This window comes from Streptomyces liliifuscus, from assembly GCF_016598615.1.
GTDB lineage: Bacteria > Actinomycetota > Actinomycetes > Streptomycetales > Streptomycetaceae > Streptomyces > Streptomyces liliifuscus.
In genome coordinates, this window is record NZ_CP066831.1 from 8,751,615 (window position 1) to 8,765,545 (window position 13,931).

A 13,931-nucleotide genomic window follows, 5' to 3' on the forward strand; every position below is an offset into this window, starting at 1 on the left:
CCCGGCCCCGCGCCACACCGCTGAGATTGCATAAACGTGCAGCGAAACGTATAGTCATGCCATCCAAGAGGAGGGTTCCATGGCGGTACGTGCGGCAGTGGCCGGAGCGAGTGGGTACGCGGGCGGGGAACTGCTGCGTCTGCTCCTGGCGCACCCCGAGATCGAGATCGGCGCTCTGACCGGAAACTCCAACGCGGGGCAGCGGCTCGGTGCGCTGCAACCGCATCTGCTGCCGCTGGCCGACCGCTTGCTTCAGGAGACCACACCCGAGGTCCTCGCGGGACACGATGTCGTCTTTCTCGCGTTGCCGCACGGCCAGTCCGCCGCCGTCGCCGAGCAACTCGGACCCGATGTACTGGTCGTCGACATGGGGGCCGACTTCCGGCTGAAGGACGCGGCCGACTGGGAGCGGTTCTACGGCTCGGCGCACGCCGGGACCTGGCCCTACGGCCTCCCCGAACTGCCGGGTGCCCGCGCTGCGCTGGAGGGGTCCAAGCGCATCGCGGTGCCCGGTTGCTACCCGACGGCCGCCTCGCTGGCGCTCTTCCCGGCGTACGGTGCCGGTCTCGCCGAGCCCGAGGCCGTGATCGTCGCCGCCTCCGGGACCTCCGGGGCGGGCAAGGCGCCCAAGCCGCATCTGCTGGGCAGCGAGGTCATGGGGTCCATGTCCCCGTACGGCGTCGGCGGCGTCCACCGGCACACCCCCGAGATGATCCAGAATCTCGGCGCGGCCGCCGGCGAGCCCGTCACCGTCTCCTTCACCCCGACCCTCGCCCCGATGCCCCGCGGCATCCTCGCCACCTGCACGGCCAAGGCCCGCGAGGGCGTCACCGCCGAGTCCGTACGCGCCGCGTACGAGAAGGCCTACGCCGACGAACCGTTCGTGCATCTGCTGCCCGAGGGCCAGTGGCCCGCGACCGCGTCCGTCCACGGTTCCAACGCCGTTCAGGTGCAGGTCGCGTTCGACGCGGCCGCGCACCGCATCATCGCGATCAGCGCCATCGACAACCTCACCAAGGGCACCGCGGGCGGTGCCCTCCAGAGCATGAACATCGCCCTCGGGCTCGACGAGGCCACCGGCCTTTCCACGATCGGAGTCGCACCGTGAGTGTCACCGCCGCCAAGGGGTTCACCGCCTCCGGCATCGCCGCCGGGATCAAGGAGAACGGCAACCCGGACCTCGCCCTCGTGGTCAACAACGGGCCCGAACTGGCCGCGGCGGGCGTCTTCACCTCCAACCGTGTGAAGGCCGCGCCGGTGCTCTGGTCCGAGCAGGTGCTGAAGGGCGGACTGGTCTCCGCCGTGATCCTCAACTCCGGTGGCGCCAACGCCTGTACGGGTCCCAAGGGCTTCCAGGACACGCACGCGACCGCCGAGAAGGTGGCCGAGGTGCTCGGGCAGAACGCCGGCGAGGTCGCCGTCGCGTCGACCGGGCTCATCGGCCTGCTGCTCCCGATGGACAAGCTCCTGCCGGGAGTTGAGCAGGCGGCCGCCCAACTCTCCGAGCACGGCGGCGAGAAGGCCGCCATCGCCATCAAGACCACCGACAGCGTCCACAAGACCTCCGTGGTCACCGGCACCGGCTGGACCGTCGGCGGCATGGCCAAGGGCGCGGGCATGCTCGCCCCCGGCCTTGCCACGATGCTCGTCGTCCTCACCACGGACGCCGCCGTCGAGAGCGACGCCCTCGACAGGGCCCTGCGCGCCGCGACCCGCACGACCTTCGACCGGGTCGACTCCGACGGCTGCATGTCGACCAACGACACCGTGCTGCTGCTCGCCTCCGGGGCATCCCAAGTCACCCCGGACGAGACGGAGTTCGCCGAGGCCGTACGGAAGGTCTGTGACGATCTCGGTCAGCAGCTGATCCGGGACGCCGAGGGCGCCAGCAAGGACATCAAGGTCGAGGTGGTCAACGCGGCGAGCGAGGACGACGCCGTCGAGGTGGGCCGCTCCATCGCCCGCAACAACCTCCTCAAGTGCGCGATCCACGGCGAGGACCCCAACTGGGGCCGCGTGCTCTCCGCCATCGGCACGACCCGAGCCGCCTTCGAGCCCGACCAGTTGAACGTGGCGATCAACGGCGTCTGGGTCTGCAAGAACGGTGGCGTCGGCGAGGACCGCGACAAGGTCGACATGCGCTACCGCGAGGTCCACATCGTCGCCGACCTCGCCGCGGGCACCGAGACCGCCACGATCTGGACCAACGACCTCACCGCCGACTACGTCCACGAGAACAGCGCGTACTCCTCATGAGCACTACCCGCAAGCACACCGCACTGCCCAAGGCGCAGATCCTCATCGAGGCGCTGCCCTGGCTGACGCGGCACAACGGCAGGACGGTCGTCATCAAGTTCGGCGGCAACGCCATGATCGACGAGGACCTGAAGGCCGCGTTCGCACAGGACGTCGTGTTCCTGCGCCAGGCCGGGCTCAAGCCCGTGGTCGTGCACGGCGGCGGCCCGCAGATCAGCGCGGCCCTGGACCGGCACGGCATCGTCAGCGAGTTCAAGGCGGGCCTGAGGGTCACCACCGAGGACGCCATGGACGTCGTACGCATGGTGCTCGCCGGACAGGTCCAGCGGGAGCTGGTCGGGCTGCTCAACCAACACGGGCCGCTCGCCGTCGGGTTGACCGGCGAGGACGCGCACACCATCACCGCCACCAGGCACCAGCCCGAGATCGACGGGGAGTTGGTCGACATCGGGCGGGTGGGCGAGATCACCGCGATCGACACGGGCGCGATCGAGGCACTGCTCGCCGACGGCCGGATCCCGGTCGTCTCGTCGATCGCCCGTAGCCAGGACGACGGACATGTCTACAACGTCAATGCTGATACGGCGGCTGCGGCACTCGCTGCGGCGCTGGGCGCCGAAACACTGATGGTCCTCACGGACGTCGAGGGACTCTACGAGGACTGGCCGAACTCCGACGAGGTCATCAGCCGGCTCACCGCGAGGGAGCTGGAGAAACTGCTGCCCGAACTGGCCAGCGGCATGGTGCCGAAGATGGAGGGCTGTCTGCACGCCGTCCGCAACGGCGTGAACACCGCCCGGGTCATCGACGGCCGGGTCCAGCACTCGATCCTGCTGGAGATCTTCACCGACGAGGGCATCGGCACGATGGTCGTGCCGGACACGGAAGCGTCGAGCAGGCAAGCGCCGAGCAGGAAAGCGCCGAACGCGCACGAGCCGCACGGGCAAGAGCCGATCAGTCATGAGCCGAACAGGCATGAGGGGGACGCCGTATGACCGCCAACGAACAGCTCACCCAGCGATGGCAGGGTGCGCTCATGGACAACTACGGCACCCCGCGGCTGCCCCTCGTCCGGGGCGCGGGCACCAAGCTGTGGGACGCCGACGGCAAGGAGTACCTGGACTTCGTCGGCGGGATCGCGGTCAACGCGCTCGGCCACGGCCACCCGGCGATCGTCGAGGCCGTCAGCCGGCAGATCGCCTCCCTCGGCCATGTCTCCAACCTCTTCGTCGCCGAGCCGCCCGTCGCGCTCGCCGAACGGCTCCTCCAGCTCTTCGGACGGGAGGGCCGGGTCTACTTCTGCAACTCGGGGGCCGAGGCCAACGAGGGCGCCTTCAAGATCGGCCGGCTCACGGGCCGCGGTCACATGGTGGCGACCGACGGCGGTTTCCACGGCCGGACCATGGGCGCGCTCGCGCTCACCGGCCAGCCGGGCAAGCGGGAGCCGTTCCTGCCGCTGCCGGGCGATGTCACGCATGTGCCGTACGGGGACCCGCAGGCGCTCGCCGCCGCCGTCACCGAGGACACCGCGCTGGTCGTCATCGAGCCGGTCCAGGGCGAGAACGGCGTGGTCGTGCCGCCGCCCGGTTACCTGAAGGCGGCCCGCGCCATCACCGCCGCCACCGGCACGCTCCTCGTCCTCGACGAGGTGCAGACGGGTGTCGGCCGGACGGGGCACTGGTTCGAGTACCAGGCCCACGAGGGTGTCCTGCCGGACATCGTCACGCTCGCCAAGGGCCTCGGCGGCGGGCTTCCGCTCGGCGCGACCGTCGCCTTCGGCCGGGCCGCGCAGCTGCTGAAGCCCGGCCACCATGGCACGACCTTCGGCGGCAACCCGGTGGCCTGCGCCGCCGGACTCGCCGTCCTCGACACGATCGAGGCGGAGGGGCTGCTGGAGAACGTGAAGCGGACGAGCGAGAAGCTGCGGGACGGAATCGAGGCGCTCGGCCACCCGCTGATCGGTCATGTCCGGGGAGCGGGCCTCCTCCTGGGTATCGTGCTCACCGAGCCGCTCGCGCCCCGGGTGCAGCAGACGGCTCAGGACGCCGGTCTCCTGGTGAACGCGCCCGCCCCCGATGTCGTACGGCTGATGCCGCCGCTGAACGTGAGCGACGACGAGGTGGACGTGTTCCTGCGGGCCCTGCCCGGCGTCCTCGACCAGGCCCGAGACGCCGACGTGGACGGAGCATCCTGAGGAATGGGACGACGACGATGAGTCAGGCGCAGGACCACGAGCACGCGGGGCCCGCGGTCCCGCAGACCCGCACCGCACGCCACCGCCGGATCGTGGACATCCTCAACCGGCAACCGGTGCGTTCGCAGAGCCAGTTGGCCAAGCTTCTTGCCGACGACGGGCTGAACGTCACTCAGGCGACGCTCTCCCGGGACCTGGACGAGCTGAACGCGGTGAAGATCCGCAACAACGACGGCGACCTGATCTACGCGGTGCCGAGTGAGGGGGGTTTCCGTACGCCTCGCGCGCCGCTGGGGGAGTCGGCGAAGGAGGAGCGGATGCGGAGGCTGTCCTCGGAGCTGTTGATCTCCGCGGAGGCTTCGGCGAATCTCGTGGTGCTGCGGACCCCTCCGGGGGCTGCGCAGTTTCTTGCCTCGGCGATCGACCAGGCGGAGTTGCAGGACATTCTCGGGACGATCGCCGGGGATGACACGTTGCTGTTGATCAGCCGGAATCCCACGGGTGGGCAGGCGTTGGCCGATCATTTGCTGCGGTTGGCTCAGAATCACCATTGAGGTTGCGCTTCGGGGGCGGGTGCGGGTGCGCTGTGGCTTGTCGCGCAGTTCCCCGCGCCCCTAAAAGCTTGCCCCGGCCCAGGCCGATTGCCAGGCCGTCCGCGCTGCTGAAAACTCGCCTCGGCCCAAGCCGATTGCCAGGCCGTCCGCGCTGCTGAAAACTCGCCCCGGCCCAGGCCGATTGACAGGATGCCCGCGCCTCTGAAAATCCGCCCCGGCCCAAGCCGCTTGCCAGGATGCCCGCGCCCCTGAAAGCCCGGCCGACCGCGTGTCTGAAGGTGACCGCGCCTCAGCCCAAGCCGCTTGCCAGGCCCGCCCCTGTGTCTGAAGAGGTGATTTCGCCCCGGCCCAAGCCGCTTGACAGGCCCGACCGCACGCCTGAAGAGGGGGCTCCTCCTCAGCCCAGCCTGTTGGCCAGGCCTCCCGTGCATCTGACCTCGTCGCCTGCCGTGATCAGTAGGGCCTCGACGTCCGGTAGGGATTCCAGCCAGGTCAGGGCCTGGCGGGAGCCCATGGCGAAGGCGGCTGTGGCCCAGGCGTCGGCCCAGGTGATGCGGGGGCCCACGACGGTCACGGCGACCAGGTCGGTGACCGCGGAGCGGCCGGTGCGGGGGTCCACGATGTGGGTGCCGCGCTCGGCGGAGCCGGAGGTGGCCACGGCCAGCTCGTCGACACCGGCCGCGGAGACCACGGCGGCCAGACCGCCGGGCCGCAGCGGATCGGAGACGCCGACCCGCCAGGGCCGGTGCGGCCCCGGCACGCCGTACATCTGCACGTCGCCGCCGCCGTTCACGCTGACGCCGCTCGCCCCGGCCGCGACGAGATGCCGGGCCACGCGCTCGACGGCCCAGCCCTTCACCATGCCGGTCGGGTCGATGAGACCCGCGTATCTCGTACTGAACCAACCGTCGCTCAACCGCTCGGCCTCGGCGCACAGTTCGAGCACCTCGGCGACCTCCGGGTCGCAACCGTCGACGGTCAGTTCGCCGCGCGCCAGCCGGGAGATCTGGCTGTCCTCGCGGTAGGTGCTGAACACCCTGTCCACCGCGTGGAGTTGGGCCACGGCCTCCGCCAACGCGGCCTGTACGGCCTCGGGTTCACCGCCCCGTACGTCGAAGGAGAAGACCGTGCCCATCACCTCCTCCGCGTGACGCACCGCTACGGGCGCCTCGGCGGGTTCGGTGGGTTCGGCCAGATCGGCCGGCTCGGTCGGTTCAGCCACCGGCCTGGTCCAGGGCCGACTGCAGGGACTCCTTGTAGCCGCCGCTGGTGTACGTGGCGCCGGACACGGCGTCGATGTCGGCGCTGCCCGCCGCGACCGCGGCCTGGTTGAGCTTGGGCACCGCGTCACCGCTGATCTGGCTGCTGCGTCCGCCGCTGGGCGACTGCACCGCCTCGGCCTTGGTGATCTTCCCGCCGGTGACGGTGATCCGGACCTGCACGGGGCCGTAGTCGGTCTCGACGGCCGTGCCCGTGAGGGTCTTCGCCTGGGCGGCACCCCCGCCGCCGGTGGACCCGCTCGCGTCGGCCGAGCCGCCTCCGCCGCCCGAGCCACCGCCGGTCGCCGCGGACGAGCCCGCCTTGTCGAGGGCCGACTGCAGGGACTTCTTGTAGCCGCCGCTCGTGTAGGTGGCACCCGAGACCGCGTCGATGTCGGCGCTGCCCGCCTGGATCGCCGCCTGGTTGAGCTTGGGCACCGAGTTGGTGCTGACCTCGGTACTGCGCCCGCCGCTGGGTGCCTGGACGGCGGCGGCCGAGGTGATCTTCCCGCCGCTCATGGTGACCCGGACCTGGACATTGCCGTACTCGGTCTTGACGACGTCACCGGTGAGGGTCTGGTCACCGTTGCCCGCGGCCTGCACGCCTCCGGATCCCTGGGGCGCGACCGACTGCTGCCCTTGTGGCGTGCCCTCGGCCGACGCGGCCGCCGGGTCCGAGGAGGGCTTCAGCGTCAGCAGCAGCACGATCCCGGACACCGTGGCGGCACCGGCCAGCACGATTCGTCGCAGGGGGTGGCTCTTCTTCATCGGTGCGGACTCCCGTTCGTCACAGCTCGAAGGACTCGTGGTGGATGCGGCGGGCCGGTACGCCCGCGCCGCGCAGTGCGGTGTACGCGCCCTCGGCGAAGCCGGGAGGCCCGCACAGGAACACGTCGTGCTCGTCGATGTCGGGCAGCTTCCGGCGCAGCGTCTCCGGATTGATGTCCGGGCGCTCCCCGTCGGGGCTGTTCACGGCGTACATCAGGCGGGCGCCGCGCTCGTCGGCGATCGCCGACAACTCGTCCCACAGCGCCAGGTCCTGCGTGCTGTTGGCCCGGTACAGCAGAGTGAGGTCGCCGCGCTCGGCCGGCAGCGTCTCGAACAGCGCCCGCATCGGGGTGATCCCCACTCCGCCGGCCATCAGCAGCACCTTGCCGCGGCTGCGCCGGGACGCGGTCATCGCGCCGTACGGGCCCTCGGCCCACACCCGCGTGCCCCGCTTGAGCCCCTTCAGCGCGGTGCTGTGGTCGCCGAGCGCCTTGACCGTGATCCTCAGCAGACCGGGCCTGGGCGCCGCCGACAGCGAGTACGGGTGCGAACTGAGCCGCATGCCCGGTGCCAGGAACCGCCAGCGGAAGAACTGCCCCGGCTCGGCGCCGATGCGGTGCAGCCGCTTCCCGCTGATCAGGACGGAGACGATGCCGGGCGCCTCCTCGACGACCTCCTCGACCCGCATCCGGTGCCGCAGGTTCAGCCGGATCGGCGTGATCACCCGGTACCAGATCACCAGCGCGGTCACGGTCCCGTACAGCGCGTACCAGGCCGTCGTGGCGGCGGGCTCGACCGCGAAGTCGTTGCCGGTGGACAGCTGGTGCCAGAACGACAGGTACACGGCCACGTACGTGAGCAGGTGGATGTGGTACCAGGTGTCGTACGGGATCCGCTTGCGCAGTCCGCCGACGGAGATCAGGCCGATGAACAGCAGCACACCCGTGCCGATGGCCGCCTTGCCCATGTCGGGCAGGGTCTTGACCGACTCGATGGTCTGGTCGACGACCCCCGTGTTCGCCTGCAGGGCGTAGCCGTACATCGTCAGACCGATGTGGGCGAGCGTGAGGCAGAGCATGTAGCGGCCGCTCATGGCGTGCCAGCGGGCGACCCGGTCGGAGCCGACCCGGCGTTCCAGCGCCGGCACCCGGGCCATCTGCAGGACCACGAGAGCCATCAGATACCCGGCCAGCAGACCGGTGATCCGGCCCGCGTTCAGGATCCGGCCCTTGTCGTCCGCGATGGACGGGGTGTTGCTCCACCACAGCCAGATCACGCCCGCCGCACCCGCCCACACGGCGATCAGCAACGGGATGGCGGGGGAGCGGCGAGGTCGGATACGGCGCATCGTCTGGCGCCGCGCTGCGCGACCGCCGGCGATCGTGCTCACGGTTCCTCCGTGGGGGACGCTGGGAAGGGGAGTGGCCCCTTGGCCCAGTGGTACGTCCCGGGACGGCGGAGTGTTCAACGGCCCGCGGAGCAAGCCGTGAACTGGTGCGACTCGCGGTAACCCGAGGTGACGCGGGTCTCCTCGGTGGACCGTCGTGCGGAAGTCGGTGTGCAGACCGGTGTGGAGTTCAGTAGCGGACGATCGAGGTGGGCCCGCCGTCCGTCCCGATGGCGATGTGCGGGCTGCGCGCCGGATCGGCCCAGGTCAGGATGCGTCGCATCGCGTCGTGGGACACGGAGACACAACCGGCCGTCGCGCCGCTCCCGTTGACATGCAGGAAGATCCCCGCGCCGCGCCCCCGCACCGGCCGCTCGTAGTTGAAGCCGACGACGAGCGCGTACGCGTACTGCGTCCCGTACGTGATCAGGTGCTCGGACTCGGTGGCACGGCAGTCGGCGGGGCGCGGCTCGGTCCAGCGGTTGTAGGAGCGGGAGGCGGTGTCCTGGCACCACCAGGAGTTCTGCCTCACCGGTCGGTACTTCGCCTTCGTCCCTTCGGGCGCCGGCTTGATGCCGAAGGCGTACGGCAGGTCGTACAGGCCGGTGGGGGTGGTGTCGGTGCCCTGCTTGCGGGAGTTGCCCTCGACGAGCCCCTTGGCGCCGAAGCGCGCGGGCACGGAACCGGCCTTCACCCAGCGCCCGTCCCGCCGGTTCCACCAGATGACCGTGCCGGTCGTCGAGGAGGTCCGGGAGGCCTGCGCGGTGATGAGCTGGCTGCCGCCGCCCGTGTCCGCCATCCGCTCGGGCAGTGGTGCCCGGCCGGCGGCGTCACCGGCCGTACCGGGGGCACTTGGGGCCAGTACGAAGAGGGACACGGACGCGAGAAGGGCGACTCCTGGGCGCATGCTCAGACGCTACTGGGAGGCAGCGGCAGCGGCAGCCCGGGTAGGCCATCCAGGCTGGTCCCCACGTGCTCCTTCTTCTCGAAGTACGCGTTCAGCGAGACGTCGTCCTCCCGCGCGAAGCGCTTGGCGTGCAGATCGCGGTCCTCGTCGTACGACATGGTGGGCACCGCGTAGCCGCAGGTGTCCCGGACGAGTTCGGCCGTCACCACGATGACCGCGCGCAGGCCGTGCGGTGTCGGGTCGATGCCCGGGAAGTGGGAGAGGAGTTCCTTGAAGCGCGGGTCGTCGCGGAAGACCGGCTCGCCACGGCCGTGTACGCGGACGATGTTCGGCGGGCCCTGGAAGGCGCACCACATCAGGGTGATCCGGCCGTTCTCCCGGAGGTGGGCGATCGTCTCGGCGTTGCTGCCGGCGAAGTCCAGATAGGCGACGGTGAGTTCGTCGAGAACCACGAACGAACCGGTGAGGCCCTTGGGCGAGAGGTTGACCGTGCCGTCGCCCGACAGGGGCGCGGTCGCGGTGAAGAAGATGGGCTGCGCCTCGATGAAGGTACGCAGGCGGCCGTCTATGCGCTCATAAGTCTTTCCCATGTCTAACGATTATGGTCGCAACTCCTTCGCTTGTCTAACGAATTGTGCCGCCCGCGCGTGTGGGGGTACGGCGGGCGGCGTGGTCTCCGGGTCGCGCCCGGAGATCCCCGGGGCCCGTGGGGCCGTTGCGGCCCCCGGGCCCCGGGGTCGCCCCGGCCGGCGTGCGGGGCGCCCGTGGGGGGACGTCGGTGATTCGGTGACTACTTGTTGAGCGTGCAGGCGGCGAGGGAGTCGAGGCCCTGGGGCTTGGCGGCGGTGCGGCCGATGGCGGTGGCGATGCGGTTGATGGTCGCGACGCGCTTGTCCTTGAGGGGGCCGACGATCGCGTTCTGGGCGAAGTTGGGGCCGCCCTGGCCGACGGTGTCGACGAGGCGCTTGTTGGCCTCGGCGATCTGGGTGTCGAGCAGGGCCAGGTTGCGGTCGACCTCGGCCTTGGCGGAGGCGGGGATCGCGGGCAGGCTCGGCGCGACGGCGGGGCAGTTCACGGTGCCGGCCGCGTTCGTGTTGCCGGTGTTCCCCGTATTGCCCGTGTTTCCGGCGTTCCCGGTGTTGCCGCCCGCCTGCTGGGTGGGGGACGCGCTCGGCGACGCCGCGGCACCGCCTCCGGCAGCCGCGCCCGCGTTCAGCGTGCAGGCGGCGAGGGAGTCGAGGCCCTGGGGCTTGGCGGCGGTGCGGCCGATGGCGGTGGCGATGCGGTTGATGGTCGCGACGCGCTTGTCCTTGAGGGGGCCGACGATCGCGTTCTGGGCGAAGTTGGGGCCGCCCTGGCCGACGGTGTCGACGAGGCGCTTGTTGGCCTCGGCGATCTGGGTGTCGAGCAGGGCCAGGTTGCGGTCGACCTCGGCCTTGGCGGAGGCGGGGATCGCGGGCAGGCTCGGCGCGACCGCGGGGCAGCTCACGGTGCCGGGGGACGCCTTTGTTCTGGCGGCCTGGCTGTTGCCGCTCTTGGATGTTTCCCCGGCCAAGGCCGATCCGGCGATGACCGCTCCGGACAACGCCACCGCGGCCACGCCGCCGATGATGGCCACCCGGCGCTTGTTGTACTTCGGAAGAGCCCTGGACATGCGAGTGCCTCACTTGGGTCAGGAGTGGGTTTACAAACGCGGCGCCGGCGTTCGGGGTGGAGTACGGGAAAGCGGTTTCCCGCGTTCAAACGACTCCGAAATTACTTTCCGGCACACCCCAGATTGACGAATCATGCAGAGCACTGCATACTCATGCATGTCAGTGAATGCAGTGTGAGGAGAAGCCCGTGACCGAGCGCGTCGTACTCGCCTACTCAGGCGGATTGGACACCTCCGTCGCCATCGGCTGGATCGCCGAGGAGACGGGCGCCGAGGTCATCGCCGTCGCGGTCGACGTCGGCCAGGGCGGCGAGGACCTGGACGTCATCCGCAAGCGCGCCCTCGCGTGCGGCGCCGTCGAGGCCGAGGTCGCGGACGCGAAGGACGAGTTCGCCGAGGAGTACTGCCTCCCGGCGATCAAGGCCAACGCCCTCTACATGGACCGCTACCCGCTGGTCTCCGCCCTCTCCCGCCCGACGATCGTCAAGCACCTCGTCGCCGCCGCCCACAAGCACGGCGCGGGCGTCGTCGCCCACGGCTGCACCGGCAAGGGCAACGACCAGGTGCGGTTCGAGGCCGGCATCCAGGCCCTCGGCCCCGACCTCAAGTGCATCGCCCCGGTCCGTGACTACGCGATGACCAGGGACAAGGCGATCGCCTTCTGCGAGGAGAAGGGCCTGCCGATCGCCACCACCAAGAAGTCGCCGTACTCCATCGACCAGAACGTCTTCGGACGCGCCGTCGAGACGGGCTTCCTGGAGGACATCTGGAACGCCCCGATCGAGGACGTCTACGAGTACACGCAGAACCCGGCGCTGCCGCGCGAGCCCGACGAGGTGGTCGTCACCTTCAAGGCGGGCGTCCCGGTCGCCGTCGACGGCAGGCCCGTCAGCGTCCTCCAGGCCATCCAGCAGCTCAACGCCCGCGCGGGTGCCCAGGGCATCGGCCGCATCGACATGGTCGAGGACCGGCTCGTGGGCATCAAGTCCCGTGAGGTGTACGAGGCTCCCGGTGCGATCGCCCTGATCACGGCCCACCAGGAGCTGGAGAACGTCACCGTCGAGCGTGAACTCGCCCGCTACAAGCGGCAGGTCGAGCAGCGCTGGGGCGAGCTGGTCTACGACGGCCTGTGGTTCTCCCCGCTCAAGCGCGCCCTGGACGGCTTCATCGACGAGGCCAACCAGCATGTCTCCGGGGACATCCGGATGACCCTGCACGGGGGTCGTGCCGTCGTCACGGGGCGGAAGTCCGAGGAGTCGCTGTACGACTTCAACCTCGCGACGTACGACTCGGGCGATACGTTCGACCAGTCGAAGGCGCAGGGGTTCATCGACATCTTCGCGCTGTCTTCGAAGATCGCGGCGAAGAGGGACCTCGCGTAGGCGTTTCGCGGAGTCCGGTGCGTAACCACGTGCGGGTTGTGGTGGGCTGGTCGCGCAGTTCCCCGCGCCCCTGAAGGGGCTCGGCCCGTACTCAACAGTCTTGAGGAGCACAGCAAGTGAGCAGCAACAGCGGTGATGTACGGCTCTGGGGTGGGCGGTTCGCCGACGGGCCCGCCGAGGCTCTGGCCAAGCTGTCCGCGTCCGTCCACTTCGACTGGCGGCTGGCGCCGTACGACATCGCCGGATCGCGTGCCCACGCGCGCGTGCTGCACAAGGCGAACCTCCTCACCGACGACGAGCTGGAGCGCATGCTCGCGGGGCTCGACCGGCTGGAGGCGGTCGTCGCGGACGGCTCCTTCGTCGGCACCGTCGCCGACGAGGACGTCCACACCGCCCTGGAGCGCGGCCTCCTGGAGCAGCTCGGCCCGGACCTCGGTGGCAAGCTGCGCGCCGGCCGCTCGCGCAACGACCAGGTCGCCACGCTCTTCCGGATGTACCTGCGCGACCACGCACGCATCATCGGCGGCCTGATCGCCGACCTCCAGGACGCGCTGATCGGGCTCGCCGAGGCGCACCCGGACGTCGCGATGCCGGGCCGTACGCATCTGCAGCACGCCCAGCCCGTACTGTTCGCCCACCATGTGCTGGCGCACGCCCAGTCCCTGTCCCGGGACGCCGAGCGCCTGCGGCAGTGGGACGAGCGGACGGCCGTGTCGCCGTACGGCTCGGGTGCCCTGGCCGGTTCCTCCCTCGGCCTCGACCCGGAGTCGGTCGCCAAGGACCTCGGCTTCGAGAACGGCAGCGTCGGCAACTCCATCGACGGCACGGCCTCGCGTGACTTCGTCGCCGAGTTCGCCTTCATCACCGCGATGATCGGGGTGAACCTCTCCCGGATCGCGGAGGAGGTCATCATCTGGAACACGAAGGAGTTCTCCTTCGTCACCCTCCATGACGCCTTCTCCACCGGCTCGTCGATCATGCCGCAGAAGAAGAACCCGGACATCGCGGAGCTGGCGCGCGGCAAGTCGGGCCGGCTCATCGGCAACCTCACCGGTCTGATGGCGACGCTCAAGGCGCTGCCCCTCGCCTACAACCGCGACCTCCAGGAGGACAAGGAGCCGGTCTTCGACTCCTGCGACCAGTTGGAGGTCCTGCTGCCCGCCTTCACCGGCATGATGGCGACCCTCACCGTCCACCGCGAGCGCATGGAGGAGCTGGCCCCGGCCGGCTTCTCGCTCGCCACCGACATCGCCGAGTGGCTGGTCAAGCAGGGCGTGCCGTTCCGTGTCGCACACGAGGTCGCGGGGGAGTGCGTCAAGGCCGCGGAGGCCGACGGCATCGAACTCGACGGCCTCACCGACGAGCAGTTCGCGAAGATCTCCGCCCACCTCACACCCGAGGTCCGGTCAGTCCTGAACGTGCCGGGCGCCCTGGCCTCCCGCAACGGCAGGGGAGGCACTGCCCCGAGCGCGGTCGCGATCCAGCTGACAGAGGTGAAGGCGAACGTGGCGGCCCAGCACGAGTGGGCCACGGCCAAGGACAAGCGGTAGAGGGAGCGCCCCTTCAGGGG

13 protein-coding genes are annotated in these 13,931 nt (G+C 70.3%); 7 read left to right on the forward strand and 6 right to left on the reverse strand.

From position 1 onward, the window contains the following. The first annotated feature begins 79 nt into the window (after positions 1–79). Genes argC through JEQ17_RS37755 form a run of 5 tightly spaced genes read left to right on the forward strand, consistent with a single transcriptional unit; the run spans position 80 to position 5,004 of the window. Positions 80–1,108 (forward strand): N-acetyl-gamma-glutamyl-phosphate reductase, encoded by a 1,029-nt coding sequence (gene argC, locus JEQ17_RS37735; RefSeq protein WP_200399434.1) that lies wholly within the window; start codon positions 80–82, stop codon positions 1,106–1,108. Next, on the forward strand, positions 1,105–2,256 hold the full coding sequence (gene argJ / locus JEQ17_RS37740; RefSeq protein WP_200399435.1) for a bifunctional glutamate N-acetyltransferase/amino-acid acetyltransferase ArgJ: 1,152 nt from the start codon (positions 1,105–1,107) through the stop codon (positions 2,254–2,256). Before argC ends, argJ begins: the two co-directional genes overlap by 4 nt. Then, complete coding sequence (gene argB / locus JEQ17_RS37745; RefSeq protein WP_234048513.1) at positions 2,253–3,251, forward strand: acetylglutamate kinase; 999 nt, start codon at positions 2,253–2,255, stop codon at positions 3,249–3,251. The genes argJ and argB overlap by 4 nt, the downstream gene beginning before the upstream one ends. Next, positions 3,248–4,450, forward strand: a complete 1,203-nt coding sequence (locus tag JEQ17_RS37750; protein WP_200399436.1) for an acetylornithine transaminase — start codon at positions 3,248–3,250, stop codon at positions 4,448–4,450. Before argB ends, JEQ17_RS37750 begins: the two co-directional genes overlap by 4 nt. Before the next feature lie 17 nt (positions 4,451–4,467). Then, positions 4,468–5,004 carry an arginine repressor gene (locus JEQ17_RS37755; protein ID WP_200399437.1) on the forward strand — a complete coding sequence of 179 codons (537 nt, stop codon included), beginning with the start codon at positions 4,468–4,470 and terminating at the stop codon, positions 5,002–5,004. A 397-nt stretch (positions 5,005–5,401) separates the two neighbouring features. On the opposite strand, the gene JEQ17_RS37760 is transcribed toward JEQ17_RS37755, so the two are convergent. The 6 genes from JEQ17_RS37760 to JEQ17_RS37785 all read right to left on the reverse strand — a co-directional run bounded on the left by JEQ17_RS37760 (position 5,402) and on the right by JEQ17_RS37785 (position 10,979). Then, positions 5,402–6,139: an FAD:protein FMN transferase gene (locus JEQ17_RS37760; RefSeq protein ID WP_200401926.1), complete on the reverse strand. Its 738-nt coding sequence runs from the start codon at positions 6,137–6,139 to the stop codon at positions 5,402–5,404. 79 nt (positions 6,140–6,218) lie between these two features. Then, a complete protein-coding gene (locus JEQ17_RS37765; protein WP_200399438.1) occupies positions 6,219–7,031 on the reverse strand; it encodes an FMN-binding protein in 813 nt (270 codons plus the stop codon). Between the two features lie 19 nt (positions 7,032–7,050). Beyond that, entirely contained in the window at positions 7,051–8,379 is a 1,329-nt protein-coding gene (locus JEQ17_RS37770) for a ferredoxin reductase family protein (protein ID WP_200401927.1), read from the reverse strand. A gap of 229 nt (positions 8,380–8,608) precedes the next feature. Further along, positions 8,609–9,325 carry a L,D-transpeptidase family protein gene (locus JEQ17_RS37775; RefSeq protein WP_200399439.1) on the reverse strand — a complete coding sequence of 239 codons (717 nt, stop codon included), beginning with the start codon at positions 9,323–9,325 and terminating at the stop codon, positions 8,609–8,611. Between the two features lie 2 nt (positions 9,326–9,327). After that, positions 9,328–9,915, reverse strand: a complete 588-nt coding sequence (locus JEQ17_RS37780; protein ID WP_200399440.1) for a pyridoxamine 5'-phosphate oxidase family protein — start codon at positions 9,913–9,915, stop codon at positions 9,328–9,330. 200 nt (positions 9,916–10,115) lie between these two features. Continuing rightward, positions 10,116–10,979: a hypothetical protein gene (locus JEQ17_RS37785; protein WP_200399441.1), complete on the reverse strand. Its 864-nt coding sequence runs from the start codon at positions 10,977–10,979 to the stop codon at positions 10,116–10,118. 188 nt (positions 10,980–11,167) lie between these two features. Between JEQ17_RS37785 and JEQ17_RS37790 the strand changes: the two genes are divergently transcribed. Next, positions 11,168–12,361, forward strand: coding sequence for an argininosuccinate synthase (locus tag JEQ17_RS37790; protein WP_200399442.1), 1,194 nt, complete (start codon positions 11,168–11,170; stop codon positions 12,359–12,361). A gap of 116 nt (positions 12,362–12,477) precedes the next feature. Then, positions 12,478–13,911 carry an argininosuccinate lyase gene (gene argH / locus JEQ17_RS37795; protein ID WP_200399443.1) on the forward strand — a complete coding sequence of 478 codons (1,434 nt, stop codon included), beginning with the start codon at positions 12,478–12,480 and terminating at the stop codon, positions 13,909–13,911. Positions 13,912–13,931: the final 20 nt, after the last annotated feature.